Genomic DNA, 17,223 nt, shown 5'->3' with positions numbered 1-17,223 from the left:
CGAGCGGCTCGGCGTATGCGCGGAACAGCTCCGACGAGGGCTTTTTCCTTCAAATTGGTCTAGTCCTCAATCTGGTTCAGACCATTGACGCGGTGTTCATGCGGCGGCTATCACTTCTCCAACTCCCGTACCACGTACCCCCTCCGGAGGCCGCACGTGCACCCCCGCAGACCCTTGATCGCCGCGCTGACCGCCGCGGCACTCGCCGTCGGCGCGCTGTCCGCCTCCGTCGGCCTCGGCTCCGCCCAGGCGGCCGACGCCGCGGAGCCGTCGACCGGCGGCGTGAAGATCGCGTACTACGACCAGTGGAGCGTGTACGGCAACGCCTTCTACCCGAAGCACCTGGACACCCGGGGCATCGCGGGCAAGCTGGACATCATCAACTACTCGTTCGGCAACATCCACCCCACCGACCTGACCTGCTTCGAGGCGAACAAGGCGGCGGGCGACGACAGCAACCCCGCCGCGGGTGACGGCGCGGGCGATTCGTACGCCGACTACCAGCGGTCCTTCGCCGCGGCGGACAGCGTGGACGGGGTCGGGGACACCTGGAACCAGCCGATCGTGGGCGTCTTCAACCAGTTCAAGGAGCTGAAGGCGAAGTACCCCAAGCTGAAGATCAATATCTCGATCGGTGGCTGGACGTACTCCAAGTACTTCCACGACGCGGCGAAGACGGACGCGAGCCGCAAGAAGCTCGTGGCGTCGTGCATCAAGCAGTACATCGCCGGTGACCTGCCGGTCGAGGGCGGATACGGCGGCCCGGGCACCGCGGCCGGGATCTTCGACGGCATCGACATCGACTGGGAGTACCCGGGCTCGCCCGACGGTCACCTCGGCAACCACTACGGCCCCGAGGACAAGGCCAACTTCACCCTTCTGCTGGCCGAGTTCCGCAAGCAGCTCGACGAGTACGGGGCGGCACACGGCGGAAAGAAGTACCTGCTGACCGCGGCGCTCCCGGCCGGCCAGGACAAGATCAAGAACATCGAGACGGACAAGATCGGCGCGTATCTCGACTACGCGAACATCATGACGTACGACATGCACGGCGCCTGGGACGGCGACGGGCCGACGTACCACCAGTCGCCGCTGTACTCGGGCGCGGGCGACCCGACCGACCCGATCGCGCCGGGCACGGAGAAGTACTCGATCGACAACGCGATCGACGCGTGGCTCGACGGCAAGCCGGCTTACGGGATCGCGGGCGGCTTCCCCGCGGGCAAGCTGACGCTCGGATACGAGTTCTACTACCGTGGCTGGAAGGGCGTACCGGCAGGCACGAAGAACGGCCTCGCCCAGACGGCGACCGGCGCGTCCACGGCCCGTCCGGTCAGCCAGCAGGCGGGCATCGCCCACTACAAGGAGCTCGGCGGCATCGTCGACAACGCGGCGACTACCTTCTGGGACGACGAGGCGAAGGCGGCGTACTTCTACAAGGACGGCGAGTTCTTCACCGGCCTCGACAAGCGCGCGATCCAGGCCCGTGCCGACTACGCGCACAGCCGGGGCCTGGCGGGCGCGATGATGTACTCGCTGCTCGGCCTGGACGCCAACACGACCCTGCTCAACGAGATCGTCACGGCGGTCGGCGCCTCCCCGGTGGACCCGACGCCGACCCCGACGCCCACTCCGACCCCGACCCCGACGCCCACTCCGACCCCGACTCCGACGCCCACTCCGACCCCGACCCCGACCCCGACCCCGACTCCGACTCCGACGAACCCGCCGTCGGGTTGCTCCGTCGCGGCGTGGGACCGGGCGGCCGTCTACACGGCCGACAACCAGGTCTCCCACAACGGCCACAAGTGGAAGGCCAAGTGGTGGACGCAGGGCGAGGAGCCCGGCACGACGGGCGAATGGGGTGTCTGGCAGGACCTCGGCGTCTGCTGACCGGCTGCCCACCCCTCCCCATGAGCACTGCCCCCGCCCGGGACGTCACGTCCCGGCCGGGGGCAGTTCCATGCCTGGCCTGCTTGGCTGCCGCTGCGCGGGGCCTTTCCCCACCCCACCCCACCCCGCCCCTTCCCGGCTGTGGCGCTGTGCGGCTCCGCCGCGTGAGGGGCAAGCCCCCAGCCGGAGCCCCCGGTTCACGTCACACCGTCAGCGGGCTGATTCCGCCGATCATCCCGTCGATACGTTCCGGCGCCACCGCCCGTGAGTACAGCCAGCCCTGGCCCGTGTCGCAGCCGATGCGTCTCAGCCGCTCCGCCTGGCCAGCCGTCTCGACGCATTCCGCGGTGACCGTGAGACCCAGGCGGTGGGCCAGCTGGACCATCGCCTCGACGATCGTCTCGTCGGCCGGATTCGGGTGGGCGCCGTCGTCGTAGCGGAAGCCGCGAACAAACGATCCGTCGAGTTTCAGTACGGATACCGGAAGGCGGCTGAGATACGCCAAGTTGGAGTAACCCGTACCGAAGTCGTCGATCGCGATGCGCACGCCCATGTCGCTGAGCGCCTGGAGCGCCTGGAGCGGGCGGCCCGCCGAGCCCATCACCGCCGATTCGGTGAGCTCCAACTGGAGGAGATGGGGGGCGAGGCCCGTCTCGGCGAGGATGCCCGCGACGTCCGCGACGAGGTCGGAGTCCCAGACCTGGCGTACGGCGACGTTGACGCTGACGAAGATCGGTGCCGCCCCGGGGTGGTCCGTCTGCCACTGGCGGGCCTGGCGGCAGGCCGTCCGCAGCACCCAGCGGCCGAGCTGGACGATCGAGCCGTCTTCTTCAGCAATTCCGATGAACCGATTCGGCGCCAGTGTGCCGAACTGCGGGTGGTTCCACCGCACGAGCGCCTCGACCCCCCGCACCGCCCCGTCCGCCATGCCCACCAGAGGCTGGTACTCGAGCGCGAACTCCCCCCGCTCGACTGCCGGCCGGAGCGTCGACGACAGGGCCTGACGGGTCATCCGGTGGGCGTTGCGCTCGGGGTCGAAGAGGGTCCAGCGGGCCTTGCCGTCCGCCTTCGCCCAGTACAGCGTCGTGTCGGCGTCCTGCATCAGACCGGTCGCCGTCGTTCCGTTCGCCCTCCGCTCCACGACCCCGATCGACGCCGAGACCGACAGCCGCTGCCCGGCCAGGTCGAACGGCTGCTGGAGTGCCACGAGCACGGACCGTGCCAGATCGGCGAGTTGTTCCGTGCCCGTGGAGTCCTCGACCAGGATCGCGAACTCGTCGCCTCCGAGCCGCGCCACCAGATGTCCGCCGCTGCGCGTGTAACCGTCGCTGTCCGCGCACTCGGTGAGCCGGCCCGCCACGGCCGTCAGGAGCCGGTCGCCGACGCGGTGGCCGAGGGTGTCGTTGACGGCCTTGAAGCCGTCGAGGTCGAGGTAGCACAGCCCGATCCGGCCGGTGCCGCCGTGCTCGTACGACGACGCCTCCAGGGCGGCGCTGAGCCGTTCGAAGAACAGGGTGCGGTTGGGCAGCCGGGTCACCGGGTCGTGCATCTGGAGGTGGCGCAGCCGCGCCTGCAGCTCGCGCCGGTCGCTGATGTCGGCGATGGAGAGGAGGACGCGGCGGCTGTCCGGCACGGGCGCGACGGTGACCTCCGCCCAGAGGGCGCGCCCGTCCGGGTGTTTGAGCCGGCGCGTACAGCGGAAGCGGGAGCGGCGGCCGCGCAGCACCTCGCGGTACGCGTGCCAGGTGCGGCCGTCGGACGCCAGGTCGACGAGGTCTGCGGCGGACTGCTCGTACAGCGCGGCGGGTTCGGTGCCGAGGAGCGTCGCGAGTGCGTCGTTCACGGTGACGACGAGGCCGTCGTGGTCGACGACGGCCATGGCGAGCTGGGCGGTGTTGAAGGCGGCGCGGTAGTCGCTGAGCTCCGCGGTGGTCGGCAGCACGGGGCGGGAAGAGGGACCGGGCGCAGGACCGGATGCGGGACCGGATGCGACGGGCGGGTCGAGAGCGGGCGCGACGGGCGGCGGCGCGAGGCTCGGCGCGTCGGGCGGCGGGGTGGGCGCGGCGGAGGTGGCCGAGGTGGCTGAGCTCGTGGGCGCCGGCGCGGCGGGGGCGGCCGAGGTGGCCGGCGGGGCGGTGACCGGCGCCGTGGCCGTCGAGTGGCCCGCGGTGCGCATGTCACCTGCGGTCTCATGACGCTCCGTAACCGGCGGTAGGGCGCTCCCGGGCGCCGCGACCGCCGCGGGACTCGGTCCTTCGGTGTTTCCGCTCACCGCTCGCTCCCGCTGTGCGTCGTGTCGTTCAGGTCCGGTCGAGGCCGGAAAGCCGGGAAAGTGTGCCGATCATAGAGGCTGGCCGGGTGGCCGTTCCAGCTTCTCCGTCGTGATCAAGCGCACTCGAAGGTCCAGACCGATCGTTTCTGCACGGGTCTGGCCTCGGTCGACGCCGTCGTGATCGGTTGTGACTTTCCGTGAGGCATCGGGGTGTCGGCCTCACCTCACCCAACCAGGTCAGCGGAAAGGTGCGAATCACAGAAAATCATCACAAGGTGGGTGAGGCGTCCCGTATTCCGCAGCCGGAGGTCCACGTGGAGGGTCAGCAGACGAGCGACGGAGCACCCGGGGGGGTGGAACGGCTCAACCTGCGTGCCATGGCTGCCGCTCTCACCTCCCTCGCGGCTCTCGCCGCCACCTCGCTCGTGGCGGGACCCGCCGTGGCCGACACCTCCGCGGGACCCTGCGCCCTCCGCCGTACCCCCGCCCATCACTCGCTCGGACTGGACAGTTGGAACGGGGCGTTCCCGCGCCCCGAACGCACCCTCGACGCGGCCATGGTCTTCCTGTCCTTCCCGGATGCCGTCCCGCTGACCCGCCCGGACGAACTGGCCGCCGACCACTTCCCGGCGACCAGCGACTTCTTCCGGCGGGCGTCGTACGGGAAGTTCAACCTCCGCGCGCACCCGCTGCCGCAGTGGATCCAGATGCCGCAGGCCTCGACGGCGTACCGCATGAAGCGGGACTGGGACGCCGGGCGGCGCGCCGCCTATCTGCGGGACGCGATCACCGTCGCCGACCCGGTGGTCGACTTCTCGCGCTACGACATCGTCTATCTCGTCGCCGACCCGGACGCGCCGGGCGTCGACTCCGACGCGACGAAGGTCGTCAACTTCGACCAGCCGCTGTCCGCCGACGGTACGGACATCCGACGCGTCGTCACGGTCTTCGAACGACATCCGCCCGACCGCAATGTGCTCGCGCACGAGACCGGACACGTGTTCGACCTGCCCGACCTCTATCACCGGCCGACGGACGGCAAGGGTGACTGGGACACGCACGTCGGGGACTGGGACGTGATGGGCAGCCAGTTCGGGCTCGCGCCCGAGCTCTTCGGCTGGCACAAGTGGAAGCTGGGCTGGCTCGACGAGCGGCAGGTCCGGTGCGTCACCGGCGGAAGGTCGTCGGACCGGATGCTCGCCCTGGAACCGCTCGGTGCGGAGCCGGCCCGCGGCGCGTCCGTCGGTACGCGGCTCGCGGTCGTACGGACGGGTGAGAACACGGCGCTCGCCATCGAGGCGCGCGGCGCGGCCGGCAACGACCGGGACACCTGCACCGAGGGCGTGCTGATCTACCGCGTACGGAACGAGGCCGAGTCCGGCGGCGGACCGGTCGAGGTGATCGACACGCATCCCGACACGGAGGCCTGCTGGGACCAGTCGGTGTACCCGCCGCTGGCGGACGCACCGCTGACGGTGGGGGAGACGTTCACGGTCCCGGGGGAGCGGGTGCGGGTGGAGGTCGTGGACCGGACGCGCACGGGAACGTGGACGGTCAAGATCGCGCTGGTGACGTGAGCGCGACAGCCCCGCCCGGTGCCGGGAACGCCGAAGGGCGCCCTCGGATACCGAGAACGCCCAGGTCAGCGATCGAAATCGCAAGTGCGCCGCCAGGGACTCGAACCCCGGACCCGCTGATTAAGAGTCAGCTGCTCTAACCAACTGAGCTAGCGGCGCCTGCTGACGTCGTAGACCTTAGCACCCTGATCGGCGGGAGGAAAAATCGATATACGGACCGTCGCGGCGGAGGTCGCACGGGCGGCCCGTACGCATGCCCAGAGCAGCACCTCGGGCCCCGGGAGCCACGGGTTCCGGGTGTCGGGGGCCACGACCCAGCGCGGGCCAGGGGAGGGGGAGCACGTGCCGGAGGAGCCGGGGCGGGGGGTGAGCGGCGGGACGGTGACGGCGTCGCCGGTGCCGTGACTGAGCAGCGGCGGCACGGACGCGCCCCACTCCTCCCAGTCCAGCAGGGAAGGTAGCCGCTGGGCCGTGCCCGGGGCGGCGAACAGCAGCATCCGGCCGCGGTGCAACGCCACGGGCCCGGAGCCGGGCCCCTCCGACCACAGCTGCTCGAGCATCCGGCGCCCGAAGATCCCGGGCACATTGACGACGTCGAACACTGTCCCGCACGGCACCACCGCGGGCGCGGTCGGCTCGGCCTCCCACAGTGCCAGTGTCGACCGCGGGAAAGCGCTGGCCGACGCGAGCCACGCCGCTCCGGACGCGGTCACGTGCGCGGTCCGATGCCGCCCTTCGTCCCGCAGCGACGCGAAGATGTCACGCCGCCGCTCGTCGTGGTCACCACCAGGGCTCAGGGGTGTCTCGTCGCGCAGCCAAGTACTCATGGCATTTACATGTACGGGGAGTCAACGTCCCGTTTCCGTGGGTTGCGGAAAACCGGGACAGGGCGGGGCGTGAAGGGGTATCTTGCCCCGCGGCATATGCCATGCGAGATCTTGCCTGTCGCGTGCGAGCGCGCGTGCGAGCGCGGGCCCGGGCCCGGGCCCACGGGTGTGGGCCGCGGCGCCCGTATCTGCCTACTGGTCGTCGGGTTCCGATGCGCGCAGAAGGTCGCGGCCGAATTCGACCATCTTCTTCGCGTAGTCCTCGCTCCACTCGGCCCGCTGCGCGATGTCCGCCGCGGTCAGCCGGTCGAAGCGGCGCGGGTCGGCGAGCTGTGCCGCGGCGACCGCCTGGTACTCCAGGGCACGGTCCGCCGCGGCCTGGAACGCCATCGTCAGCTCCGTCGCACGCGACAGCAGCTCCCGGGGGTCCTCGATCGACTCGAGGTCGAAGAAGTGCTCCGGGTCGGAGGCGGCCTCCGAGGGCTCGAAGATCAGCGGCGCAGGCCGCATCCGCCGCTCGCTCCGCTCCGACGACTCCGCCATGCGTGTCTCCTCCTCGCACATCCCCGACCACCCACCATTGTCCCGCGCCGCACAAGAGGCCCTACGTGCACCTATGCGGGACGCGCTGCGCGGCACACCAGAACCTAAGCCGTCCACGCCACGCGATGTTCCGCGAGGTGGGACAGGACCGCGTGATTCGCCTCCCACCCGTCCGGGCTGTTTCTTTCGGCCGCCCTCGCACTGCTTCGCAGGCTTCGAGCGGCGTGTCTCACGGCGTCCACGCCACTCGGTGCTCCGCGAGGTGGGACAGGACCGCGTGGTTCGCCTCCCACCCGTCAGGGAACTTCACCGTCACGCCGAGCTGCACAGGCTCCGTGGAGGGGTGCTCGTCCAGGAGGTCCGCCACGCCCGCGCGGCACACCACGATGCAGGCGTGCCGGTGCCGGGAGGCGAGGACGCACAGGCGGCCCGTCTCCAGGTGGAACGCCGTCGCGTCCGGGCGGCCCGACAGGGGGTGGAGGACGACCGTGACGTCGAACTCGCGGCCCTGCAGCCGGTTCGCCGTGTCCACGGCCACCCCGCTCACCCCGAGCTCCGTCAGCGCCGCCCGCACCGCCGCGGCCTGGTCGCGGTGGGCCGTGCCGACGGCGATACGGTCCGGGGTGAGCGGCACCGGATGCTCCGACCGCTCCGACACCGACGCCCCGCCGCGGTCCAGGAGCCGTCGTACCACCAGCGCCACCGCCCGCACCGCCTCCGGGTCGGTCCGGGGAGTGTGCCGGGCCGGCAGCTCCAGCAGGCCCCAGCCCGACTCCGCCGCCTCGTCGAGCACCCGGTCGGGGCCGGAACCGTCCGACGGGACACTGAAGGCGAGGCGTCGGTCGCCCGCCCCCGTACCGCTGCGGAACGGCGTGTACGGATAGAACGCGCCCGACACCAGCGGCGCCGCCGACGCCGGCAGCCGCCACGACACGGGCAGCCGGTGCTGCGGCAGCTCCGGATTGTGCGCCAGCAGTGTCGAGACCGCGCTCGCCGACGGGTCGTAGGACAGCCCGGCCCACTGCTCGGCCCCGACCACCGAGAACGGGTCCAGCTGCCCGGGATCCCCGACGAACAGCGCCCGCTCGAACAGCCCGGCCACCGCGAGCAGCGCGTCCGAGCGCATCTGGTACGCCTCGTCCACGATCGCGTGCCGCCACGGCTCGACGCCCTTCACATGCGCCCATTTCGCGGCCGTCGAGATGACGACGTCAAGCCCGGCGAGGTCACCCGCCTTCGCCGACTTGCGTACGTTCCCCAGCTCGTCGAGCGCCTTGTCGTACGGATCCGGGTCGTTGCTGTGCAGGCGGCCGACCGGCAGCTCCGGCTCCTTCTCGGCCAGCCGCAGCACCAGATCGTCCACCTGTGCGTTCGTCTGCGCGACGACCATCAAGGGCCGCCCTGCCGCGGCCAGTTCCAGTGCGGCCCGTACGACGAGCGTCGACTTTCCGGCGCCGGGCGGCGAGTCGACGACGACGCCACGGGCATCCCCGCGGAGGGTGTCGTCGAGGATGCCGGCGGTGGCGCGCGCGGCCTCGGCGCCCGGGTCGAAACCGGTCGTCACAGCAGGTCCTCCGGGGTCACGGTGTCAGGGCTCTCGGCGGCATCGGTGCGGGGCGGACCGCCGTGCGTCCACGGCGTCTCCTCGGGGTCCGGGAGCTTCGGCCCGCCGCGCTGGTCGTGCTCGAACAGCGTCCAGGCGATCCGCTCGCCCTTCTCCGGGACCGAGCCCTCGGCGGGGTCCTTGGACCGTCCCATCCGGTCCAGCAGCCGCAGCACCGCCGAGCCGTCCTCCGCGGACCGTACAAACTCGACAAACTCGGCGGACTGAGGCCTGCCGTCCAGCGAGCGGTACACCTTCACGCCCGGGCCAAGACGCGGCCGGTCGTCCGTGCGCACGGTCAGCAGTGGGCGCGGGGACGGCCGCTTCGACTCCGACCAGGCCATCGTCACCTCGGTCACCTCCGCCACGAACGCCTCGCCGGACAGCCTGCGCCCCGCCAGCACCAGCGGATCGTCGAGCGCCTCCTGCGCCTCCAGCTGGGCCTGCGCCGTCTCGCGGGCTGCGAGCTTCTGCGCCGCGGTCACCGCGTCGTCGCGGCGCGGCTGCGGCGGCTCGCCCGCGCGCACCCGGTCGCGGTGGCCGGTGAACGACCAGCGGTCACGGGTCCACCGGTCGGCGACCCGCGCCCCCACCGGCAGCTCCCGCAGCAGGTCCAGGCCCTGCCACACGGCGTCCCAGGTGGGCCGCATGACCCCCTCCAGCAGCCCGCCGATCTCCCGCTCGGCGGCCGTCAGCCGGCCCAACTGCTCGTCCGCCGCGCCGCCGTCCTCGGCGGCGAAAAGCGCCTGGCGCGCCCGGTCGTACCGCTCCATCGCGGGCGCCAGCAGCCTGTTGTCGAACGCCGGGTCCGTGGCGGGACCGGCAGGCGGGCACAGCAGCTGCCCGCTCGCGTCCCGCGCCAGCTCGGCGCGCAGGGCCGCCTCCGCGCCCGACTCGCCCTCGGGAGGAGCCGTCCAGGCGAGCAGCGCGCCCAGATGCTGGTCCTCGAGACGGGACTGCCCGGTCGCCCAGTGCCGCCCCAGCAGATCCGTCATGGCCAGCAGCAGTGACGAGCCGGGTACGCGGGCGCGCTCCCCGTAGTGCGTCAGCCAGCGCCCGAGCAGCGGCACGCGCGGCGGCGCGGGATAGGGGGTGTCCGGGTCTTGCTCCGCCGTCCGCCGGAACCGCATCGACCGCCCGAGCAGCCGCACGAACTCGACACCGGCCCGGCTCGGCACGATCAACTGCGGGGCGTCCGCGCACAGTTCGACCTCGACCTTGACCTTCTTGCCGGTCTCGGGATCAGTCTCGTTCCGCTCGGCGGCCTCGACGTCGTCCGCGTACGCGTCGAGATACGGCAGCACCGCACCGGCCAGCTCCGCGAGGAACGCGAACCGCAGATCCCGGTCCCGCGGCTGCGCGACGGTCAGCAGCCGCGGGGCGTCCCGGTCCGTGCCGACGAGCGCACCGAGCGGCGCGCCCGCCTCGCCGGCGGTCGTGAGCGGCACGAAGACGAGTGGCCGCTCGGACACATGCCGGTGCCGCACGGTGGCGATCGGCTGCGCCCGTCCCGTCTCGACGGCCTCGAGCCGGGCGAGGGTACTGATCAGCGACACGCGTGCCTCCTTGCCGGAGCGGGCATACGGGGCGCTGAAGGCTCGCCCCCGCGCACCGGCTGGTCGGCACCCGGGCACCGACGGCGGCTGCGGGCCGGTGGGTGGTTTGCGCCCACCCTCCCCCATAGCGCTTCGGGCATGGGGGTGCCCCCATTCGCTCGGCTCACCCCTGCGGAACGACTGCCTGTACCGGATGACGCCGTACCCACCGATTTCGAGGAGGCGAGCCCGGAGGGCCCCCGCCCCCTCACCCACCGGCGCACCCCTAGCCCGTCCGGCGATTGAGGACGGCCACACCGGCCCACCGAACGGCACCGGCACACACCGCACCCGGCATTCACGCCGCCCCCTGACCCGCGCGGGAGTCGCTGAGCGCCTCCGCCCGGAGGCCGGCGGCGCGGCGCAGGGCCTCGACGGCCGGGTCCGAAGGGTCGCCGGAGTCGCCGCGGGCTGCCGCGAGGACCTCGCCGACCGCCGTCAGGCCGCCCAGCTCACCGCGCACCGCACGCCCCAGCGACTCCACCGCGCCCGCCGTGCGCGCCCGCTCCCGGCAGTGGAAGGCCAGCTCGCAGGCGGCCAGGCACTCGGGGGCGTAGGCGGAGGGGACCGCTTCGACGGAGGCCGTCAGCTCGTCCGCCGAGCAGGTCTCCACGTCGAAGCTCACCCCGCCCGGCAGGGCGGCGGCGATGTCCTCGACGCGGGTCAGACGAGTGAGCTGGCGACGGGTCACCGAGAGTTGCTTGCGTACGTCGACCACGGACGCCGCCGGCAGGTTCGAGAAGTCCTTCGGGCAGACCAGGAGCACCGAGTGCCCGACCTCCGCGCCCTCGGTCAGGGCCGCGACGCGCTCCAGGGCCAGCACGTACACCGCGGCCTGGCGCGCCGCGGCGCCCACCTTCGCCGCGTCCGCCGAACCGTCGATCATCGGGAAGGACTTGATCTCGACGACCGTCCACCGGCCGTCGGGATGCACCACCACCGCGTCCGGCTCCAGATACGCCGGCGACCCCGCCACCTCCAGCGCCAGCATCGGGTGGTCGAGCAGCGTCCACACCCCCGCCCCCGTCGCCTCCCGCAGGGCCAGTGCCGTACGTGCCGCGCGCCCCTCGGGCCCGGCCGCCGCGAGGTCGGGGACCCGTGCCTCCTGAGGGTCGGCGACGCCGAGCAGCCTCAGCAGCTCCACACCGCCGTCGGCCTTGACGCGGGCCTCGAAGGCGTTGCCCCGCATGAACGCGAACTGGGACTGGCCGAACGCCGCGGGCGAACCCAGCGCCCGCGCGAGCGCCGCCTTGTCCACCCCGGCCCCGTCCAGCAGCGCACGTCGCTTGCACCCGGGATTCGCGGCGAGGGCCGCCAGCGCCCGGGCGTCGAGCGGATGCGGCGCGGCCGACGGGCCGCGCAGCTCAGCGAGTCGCTGCCGGAGTGCTGTCACCGGCGCCTGCGGAGGAGGTCCGCTGTCCAGGGATGTGCTCACCCGCGGAAGTCTCGCATCCGCCACTGACAATCGTGGTGGTGTTGGCGCCGGACCCCCGTCCGAACCGGGCCCTCACCCGGTCCGCGAGCCGCATCGCCGGCCCCGTGAGCAGCAACCCGGCACCCATCACCGCGACGCCCCCGACCGCGTCGAGGAAGTAGTGGTTCGCCGTGCCCATGACCACCAGCGCCGTCACCGTCGGATACGCGACTGCCAGGACCTTCGTGAGCGCGCCCCGGCCGTGCAGCCACAGCATCACCCCGCACCACAGCGCCCAGCCGACGTGCAGGCTCGGCATCGCCGCGTACTGGTTGGTCATCCCCCCGAGACCACGCGGCGCGCTCGCCTCCCCGCCCCACCATCCGTACGAGCTGAACTGCGCCATCGTGTCGGTGAACCCGTACCCCGCGTCCAGCAGCCGTGGCGGGCACGTCGGTACGAGGGTGAACCCGATGAGCCCGAGCAGGGTGGAGGCCATCAGCCACGTCCGCGCCGCCCGGTAGCCGGCGGGGCGCCGGCGGAACAGCCAGACCAGGATCGCCGGGGTGACCAGGTAATGGAGTGCGGCGTAGGCGAAGTCGGCGGGTATGCCGAGTCCCGGGGTGCCGCTGAGGAGCCGGTTGAGCGGATGCTCGAAGTCGATGCGGAAATGTTCCTCCAGGCGCAGGATCCCCACGCCGTGGCCGACCGCGTCCGCCTTGTCCCCCCGCGCGAGCAGCCTGCCGGCCGAGTACGCGGCGTACACCACGACGACCAGCGGCAGTTCGGTCCACCAGCGGAGCGGCCGGCCGACCTGCCCGCGGACCGGCTGTGGGCCCCGCTCCAGGCCGCTCGGTCGTCCGGCGGACCGCCGGTCCTGTCCGCGGTCCGACTCCCTGCGCGGGCGGCGACTCCTGTGCGCGGTCTGCGGCATCCGGACGCGTCTCCATCGTGTCATTGGTGCGGCCAGGGGCCGGCGATCGACCGTACGGTGTACAGGACGCGACGGGCGGGGCGGGGGTTGCCCGGACTTCACCGCGAGTTCAGTTGGGCGATGATGGGGGTATGGCACCGCGCATATTTCTCGCCCGGCACGGGCAGACGGAATGGTCCTCGCTCGGCAAGCACACGGGGCGGACGGACATCCCCCTCCTGGACGAGGGGCGACGCGGCGCCAAGCTGCTGGGGGAGCGGTTGCAGAAGGCCCCCTGGTCGGGGCTCCCGGACGCCGAGATCCGCACCAGCCCGCTCGTACGCGCCTCCGAGACCTGCGAACTCGCCGGATTCGCGGACCGCGCGCAGCCCTGGGACGCCCTGATGGAGTGGGACTACGGGGCGTACGAGGGCATGACGCAGGCCGAGATCCACGCGATCGACCCCGACTGGCTGATCTGGCGCGACGGTGTCCCCCAGGGCGAGACCATGGCGCAGCTCTCCGCCCGCGCCGACGGGATCATCGAATGGGCGCGCTCGGCCGACCGGGACGCCCTGCTCTTTGCGCACGGGCACATCCTGCGCGTGCTGGGCGCGCGCTGGATCGGCGAGGACGTGTCCTTCGCCGCGCGCATCAAGCTGGATCCGACGAGCTTGTCGGCCCTCGGGTGGGCGTACGGGGCTCCGGCCATCGAGCGCTGGAACGACACGGGACACCTGGGTACGTGACCCACCCGGTTTGTGATCCACCCGGGTGCGTGAGCCACCCGGGTACGTGACCCGGGTGTGTGTCGTCCTTGAGTGAGCCGGTGGGTGGAACAGGCGGGCCTGCCTACCGGGCGAGCGTCGTCCTCGCCCTGGCCGTCTGCGCGTAACGGTCCAGGAAGTCGGACACGCCCGCCGCCCGGCGCCGCGGGGTCAGCACGCGGGCCGTCTCCGCGAGCATCGCGCGGATGCGGGAGGACTGGACGTCGTCGAGCAGGTCCAGGACCTGGCCGGCTGCCGCCGCGGCTTCCGCGGGCGCACCCGCGCGGGCGAGGTCGGCGGCGAGCTGGGCGCGGTAGAGGGCGAGGTTGCGGGCGAAATGCGGGTTCTGGAGGGCCGCCGCGCGATGGGCGTGGCGGGCCGCGCGGGCCCACTCGCCCAGCGTCGACCAGCACTGGGCCTCGAGCGCATGGAGCTCGGGCTCGCCGAAGAAGGACATCCACTCGGGGTCCGCGTCCGAGGGCCCCCGGTCGAAGAGCGTATGGGCCCGGGAGAGCGCCTGCTCGCACCCGGCCCGGTCGCCGAGCCCCGCCCAGGCACCCGCCTCCCGCAGGTTCAGCAACGCCAGCAGCCGCGCCGACGTCAACTGTCCGGCCGCGCGCTGCCCGGCCTGCGCGGCCCGTACCGCCTCCCGGTACCGGCCGGCGTCCCTGGCCAGGAAGGACGTGTTGCAGAAGGCGTGCGCCTCCAGGGCCGCGTCACCGGCGACCCGGGCGGTCGCCAGGGCCTCCGCGTAGTGCGAGCGGGCCTCCTCCTTGCGGCCCGAGTCGTGGGCCAGCCAGCCGACCGAGATGGCGAGCTCGCCCGCGCCCGCGGCCAGCCGGTCGGCGGTCGAGCCACGCGTGGTCGCGCCTGCGTCGAGCAGCGCGTACGCGGTACGCAGGGGCTGGGCGGCGCGCTGGTAGAGCCCTTCCGCGCCGTGGCGGTCGTCGAGCAGCCGGATCTGGCGTACCGCCTCCTCGACGGCCCTGACCTCGGACTCGCCGATCCGCGGGCGGGGCACGTCGGCGCGGAGCCCGTCGGCGCGGAGCCCTTCGGTTCCCGGCAGGGAGCCGAGGCCCAGGGATGCGGCCGCCACGGTGACGGTGCCGCTGGTCATGAATGCGCGACGTAGCACGTCGCTCTCCTCGTTGCTGTAGGTGCTGTTGCTGCTGTCGGAGCCGATGGGGTCGGTCGTGTCGTGGGAGTCGTGGGAGTCGTGGGATCCGTGGGGGCCGAGCCCGCCGATGGTGCTCGCGCGGCCGGCGTCCGTGGTCCGCGCACCCCGGCCCCGTACCGTCTCCCGGGCCGAGAACCCCAGATCCGCAAGGGTCGAGCCCGGGAACATGTGCAGAAAGACCCGCTCGTAGGCGTAGTTGGGGCACCGGATCTCGCCGGCCTCCACGCGCCCGATGTAGCGGGCGTCGCAGGCGACCTGCTCACCGATCTCCCGGGCGGCCCTGCGTACGAGAGCCGCGAACTCCCCCGGCGAGCGCTGTCCGCGCAGCCGCCGGAACGCGAGGTTGGGAACTGCCCGTGACGACGCCATGGCCGAGCCCTCTCCTGTACTGCCGGCGCCTTCTCCGGTACCGAGATTTTCCTTGCTCCGGCGGGGCAAGAACGTACCTGCTGTCACGAGCCGGGTACGCAGGGTTTAGCTACAAACCGGATATCTCACCCACGATCCGCCATGAACTGCCATCCTTTGCGGCGGCGTGCCGCCGTAGCCCTTGACGCGGGCGGGCGTTGAACCATGCGGGGACACGGAACGTGTTCCCACTCGGCGAGGAGGCGTTCCCTTGTTGGAGGTCGGCATGGAGACCAGCAGTGGCTCGCGGACGAGTGCGACGAGTGCTCAGCACCTGCCCACCGACGAGTACAGCGCGGCACCCGGCCCGGCACGCCCGGGCACCGAGGAGGCCGGTGAGCACCCCGTGCCCTGCGACCTGGTGACCGTTCCGGCCCGCCAGGGGCTGGAGGCGGTCGACATCCTGCGCCGCGGCGGTTCCCCGGCGGTCGGCCCCGTCCTCCACGACGGCAGCTGCGACACCCTCGGCTTCCTGGTGCCGCCCGGCACCGCGGCCGGCTGGGACATGCCGGGCAGCGCCTGTACGCAGACGTCGGGCCGTGGGCTGCGCATCCCCGCGGAGCCTCCTGTCTCCGGCAGCGGCTGGCTGCTGCCTCCCGGCGACACCGGTCCCGTCACCGATCCGGTCGTGCTCCGGGAGGCCCTCGGCGAGGCCGCCCGCATGATCGAGGCCGCCGACAGCATCTAGGCCGGGGGACGTCTCACCGTCCGCAGCGCGGACGGGGCCCCGGGCCGGGGCCACCGATAATGAGCAGGTGGCAAGGAAGAAGCAGCGCGGTCGCACGGCGGCCCCGGAGACCGTCGCCGAGACCGTGGACGGCGGGCTCGCCGAACTCATACCCGACCGTGAGCGCCCGCGCGGCTGGACGCTGGTCATCGACGGTGCACCCCAGTCCCATGTCGACCTCGACGACCCCGCCCTGCTCACCTTCGAGTACCAGCGTCGCCTGGGGCATGTGATCGACCTTGCCGCGCCCGCCGGGCGGCCCGTGAACGCCGTCCACCTCGGCGGCGGCGCTTTCACCCTCGCGCGGTACATCGCCGCCACCCGTCCGCGCTCGACGCAGCAGATCATCGAGGTCGACGGACCCCTCGTCCAGTTCGTCCGGGCCCGCCTCCCGCTCGACCCGAACGCCCGGATCCGGGTCAGGTCGGCCGACGCCCGCGCGGGGCTCGGCAAGCTCCCCGACGGCTGGGCGGACCTCGTCATCGCGGACGTCTTCAGCGGCGCGCGCACGCCCGCCCACCTCACCAGTACGGAGTTCCTCGCCGAGGTGCGCCGGGTGCTGAAGCCCGGCGGGCACTACGCCGCGAACCTCGCCGACGGGCCGCCGCTCGCCCATCTGCGCGGCCAGATCGCGACCGCGGCCACCGTGTTCCCCGAGCTTGCGCTGGCCGCCGACCCGACCGTGCTGCGCGGCCGCCGCTTCGGCAACGCCGTCCTGCTCGCCTCCGACCTGCCGCTGCCCGTCGCCGAGCTCACCCGCCGGGTCGCGGGCGACCCGCACGCGGGCCGGGTCGAACACGGAAAGGCGCTGGCCGACTTCACCGGTGGCGCGGCCGTGGTGACCGACGCGAGCGCCAAGCCCTCGCCCGTACCGCCGCCGTCGGTGTTCCGCGACGCACCCCCTGGGGCCTGAGCCGCAAGACGGGCCCCGGCCCTCACCGTTGGGCGTCAGCGCTCCTCGATCTCGACACGTGGAGCGGTGTCGTGCCAGGTGCAGAACACGTCGATCTCCCGGCCACCCTGCGAGAACGTCACGCGGATGTACGTGGGCTGCTTCCAGACCTGCATCGTCCAGCCGGAGGCCGGGGTCGCCGAGACCAGCTCCGCCGAAGCGGGCCCGATGTCGTAGGCGACGCGGCCGCCCTCGACCGTGTAGCTCTTCACGTTTCCCGAAGGCGGCGGCGATGACGGCGGCTTGGTCGTGGCCGGCTTGTCGTCCGGCTTGTCGGCCGGTGAGGAGGCCGAAGGTTCAGGGGTGTTGCCCGGCTCCGGGCCGGAGGACGCCGAGGACGACGGCGACTCGGAGCTCCGCGTCGACGGCGACTGGGGGAGGGCAGCCTGCGTGGTGCGGTCGGCGGTCGTGATCGGCAACGCGCGGGGCCGGTCGTACGCCGTCCCCGCCATCACCGTGTGCACGCCCCACCACGAGAGCGTGACCGCCGCGCCCGTGGCGAGCGACCACGCGATCGCGTGTACGAGTCCTCTCCGCATCCCGGCCATACTGCAC

14 protein-coding genes and 1 tRNA gene are annotated in these 17,223 nt (G+C 72.6%); 5 read left to right on the top strand and 10 right to left on the bottom strand.

The window, feature by feature from the left end; translation table 11 throughout:
* Positions 1-156 precede the first annotated feature (156 nt).
* Complete coding sequence (locus ACWCXB_RS07380) at positions 157-1,893, top strand: glycosyl hydrolase family 18 protein (protein ID WP_450719953.1); 1,737 nt, start codon at positions 157-159, stop codon at positions 1,891-1,893.
* Between the two features lie 202 nt (positions 1,894-2,095).
* On the opposite strand, the gene ACWCXB_RS07375 is transcribed toward ACWCXB_RS07380, so the two are convergent.
* On the bottom strand, positions 2,096-3,772 hold the full coding sequence (locus ACWCXB_RS07375; protein ID WP_450720102.1) for a putative bifunctional diguanylate cyclase/phosphodiesterase: 1,677 nt from the start codon (positions 3,770-3,772) through the stop codon (positions 2,096-2,098).
* 770 nt (positions 3,773-4,542) lie between these two features.
* On the opposite strand from ACWCXB_RS07375, the gene ACWCXB_RS07370 reads away from it, so the two are divergent.
* Positions 4,543-5,742, top strand: coding sequence for a M6 family metalloprotease domain-containing protein (locus ACWCXB_RS07370; protein WP_450719951.1), 1,200 nt, complete (start codon positions 4,543-4,545; stop codon positions 5,740-5,742).
* 85 nt (positions 5,743-5,827) lie between these two features.
* Here ACWCXB_RS07370 and ACWCXB_RS07365 read toward each other — a convergent pair.
* From ACWCXB_RS07365 to ACWCXB_RS07335, 7 genes are all read right to left on the bottom strand, one after another.
* Positions 5,828-5,901 (bottom strand) — tRNA-Lys (locus tag ACWCXB_RS07365).
* Entirely contained in the window at positions 5,892-6,569 is a 678-nt protein-coding gene (locus ACWCXB_RS07360; RefSeq protein ID WP_450719949.1) for a bifunctional DNA primase/polymerase, read from the bottom strand. The genes ACWCXB_RS07365 and ACWCXB_RS07360 overlap by 10 nt, the downstream gene beginning before the upstream one ends.
* 192 nt (positions 6,570-6,761) lie before the next feature.
* Positions 6,762-7,112 carry a hypothetical protein gene (locus ACWCXB_RS07355; protein ID WP_450719947.1) on the bottom strand — a complete coding sequence of 117 codons (351 nt, stop codon included), beginning with the start codon at positions 7,110-7,112 and terminating at the stop codon, positions 6,762-6,764.
* 229 nt (positions 7,113-7,341) lie between these two features.
* Positions 7,342-8,676, bottom strand: coding sequence for an AAA domain-containing protein (locus ACWCXB_RS07350; protein ID WP_450719945.1), 1,335 nt, complete (start codon positions 8,674-8,676; stop codon positions 7,342-7,344).
* A complete protein-coding gene (locus ACWCXB_RS07345) occupies positions 8,673-10,271 on the bottom strand; it encodes a hypothetical protein (RefSeq protein ID WP_450719943.1) in 1,599 nt (532 codons plus the stop codon). Before ACWCXB_RS07345 ends, ACWCXB_RS07350 begins: the two co-directional genes overlap by 4 nt.
* Before the next feature lie 337 nt (positions 10,272-10,608).
* Positions 10,609-11,745 carry a hypothetical protein gene (locus ACWCXB_RS07340; RefSeq protein ID WP_450719941.1) on the bottom strand — a complete coding sequence of 379 codons (1,137 nt, stop codon included), beginning with the start codon at positions 11,743-11,745 and terminating at the stop codon, positions 10,609-10,611.
* Entirely contained in the window at positions 11,675-12,658 is a 984-nt protein-coding gene (locus ACWCXB_RS07335; protein ID WP_450719939.1) for a phosphatase PAP2 family protein, read from the bottom strand. Before ACWCXB_RS07335 ends, ACWCXB_RS07340 begins: the two co-directional genes overlap by 71 nt.
* Before the next feature lie 131 nt (positions 12,659-12,789).
* Between ACWCXB_RS07335 and ACWCXB_RS07330 the strand changes: the two genes are divergently transcribed.
* The gene (locus ACWCXB_RS07330) at positions 12,790-13,386 is read left to right on the top strand and encodes a histidine phosphatase family protein (RefSeq protein WP_450719937.1); all 597 of its coding nucleotides are present in this window, start codon (positions 12,790-12,792) and stop codon (positions 13,384-13,386) included.
* A 103-nt stretch (positions 13,387-13,489) separates the two neighbouring features.
* On the opposite strand, the gene ACWCXB_RS07325 is transcribed toward ACWCXB_RS07330, so the two are convergent.
* Positions 13,490-14,950, bottom strand: a complete 1,461-nt coding sequence (locus tag ACWCXB_RS07325; protein ID WP_450719935.1) for a tetratricopeptide repeat protein — start codon at positions 14,948-14,950, stop codon at positions 13,490-13,492.
* 265 nt (positions 14,951-15,215) lie between these two features.
* On the opposite strand from ACWCXB_RS07325, the gene ACWCXB_RS07320 reads away from it, so the two are divergent.
* Together ACWCXB_RS07320 and ACWCXB_RS07315 are read left to right on the top strand one after the other, a co-directional pair.
* Positions 15,216-15,677 (top strand): hypothetical protein, encoded by a 462-nt coding sequence (locus tag ACWCXB_RS07320; RefSeq protein WP_450719933.1) that lies wholly within the window; start codon positions 15,216-15,218, stop codon positions 15,675-15,677.
* A gap of 67 nt (positions 15,678-15,744) precedes the next feature.
* Complete coding sequence (locus tag ACWCXB_RS07315) at positions 15,745-16,629, top strand: spermidine synthase (RefSeq protein ID WP_450719931.1); 885 nt, start codon at positions 15,745-15,747, stop codon at positions 16,627-16,629.
* Positions 16,630-16,664: 35 nt separating this feature from the next.
* Here the strand turns inward: ACWCXB_RS07315 and ACWCXB_RS07310 are convergent, their stop codons facing one another.
* Entirely contained in the window at positions 16,665-17,216 is a 552-nt protein-coding gene (locus ACWCXB_RS07310; RefSeq protein ID WP_450719929.1) for a hypothetical protein, read from the bottom strand.
* Positions 17,217-17,223: the final 7 nt, after the last annotated feature.

The sequence above is a fragment of the Streptomyces sp. NPDC001514 genome (assembly GCF_053597075.1).
This window is presented reverse-complemented; position numbering and strand designations above follow the sequence as displayed.

Excerpts from the sequence above, each read along its gene's own strand:
- ACWCXB_RS07375 (WP_450720102.1), bottom strand. The coding sequence starts at position 3,772 with ATGGCCGTCGTCGACCACGACGGCCTCGTCGTCACCGTGAACGACGCA.
- ACWCXB_RS07370 (WP_450719951.1), top strand. The coding sequence starts at position 4,543 with ATGGCTGCCGCTCTCACCTCCCTCGCGGCTCTCGCCGCCACCTCGCTC.
- ACWCXB_RS07360 (WP_450719949.1), bottom strand. The coding sequence starts at position 6,569 with ATGAGTACTTGGCTGCGCGACGAGACACCCCTGAGCCCTGGTGGTGAC.
- ACWCXB_RS07355 (WP_450719947.1), bottom strand. The coding sequence starts at position 7,112 with ATGGCGGAGTCGTCGGAGCGGAGCGAGCGGCGGATGCGGCCTGCGCCG.
- ACWCXB_RS07335 (WP_450719939.1), bottom strand. The coding sequence starts at position 12,658 with ATGCCGCAGACCGCGCACAGGAGTCGCCGCCCGCGCAGGGAGTCGGAC.
- ACWCXB_RS07330 (WP_450719937.1), top strand. The coding sequence starts at position 12,790 with ATGGCACCGCGCATATTTCTCGCCCGGCACGGGCAGACGGAATGGTCC.
- ACWCXB_RS07325 (WP_450719935.1), bottom strand. The coding sequence starts at position 14,950 with ATGGCGTCGTCACGGGCAGTTCCCAACCTCGCGTTCCGGCGGCTGCGC.
- ACWCXB_RS07320 (WP_450719933.1), top strand. The coding sequence starts at position 15,216 with ATGGAGACCAGCAGTGGCTCGCGGACGAGTGCGACGAGTGCTCAGCAC.
- ACWCXB_RS07310 (WP_450719929.1), bottom strand. The coding sequence starts at position 17,216 with ATGGCCGGGATGCGGAGAGGACTCGTACACGCGATCGCGTGGTCGCTC.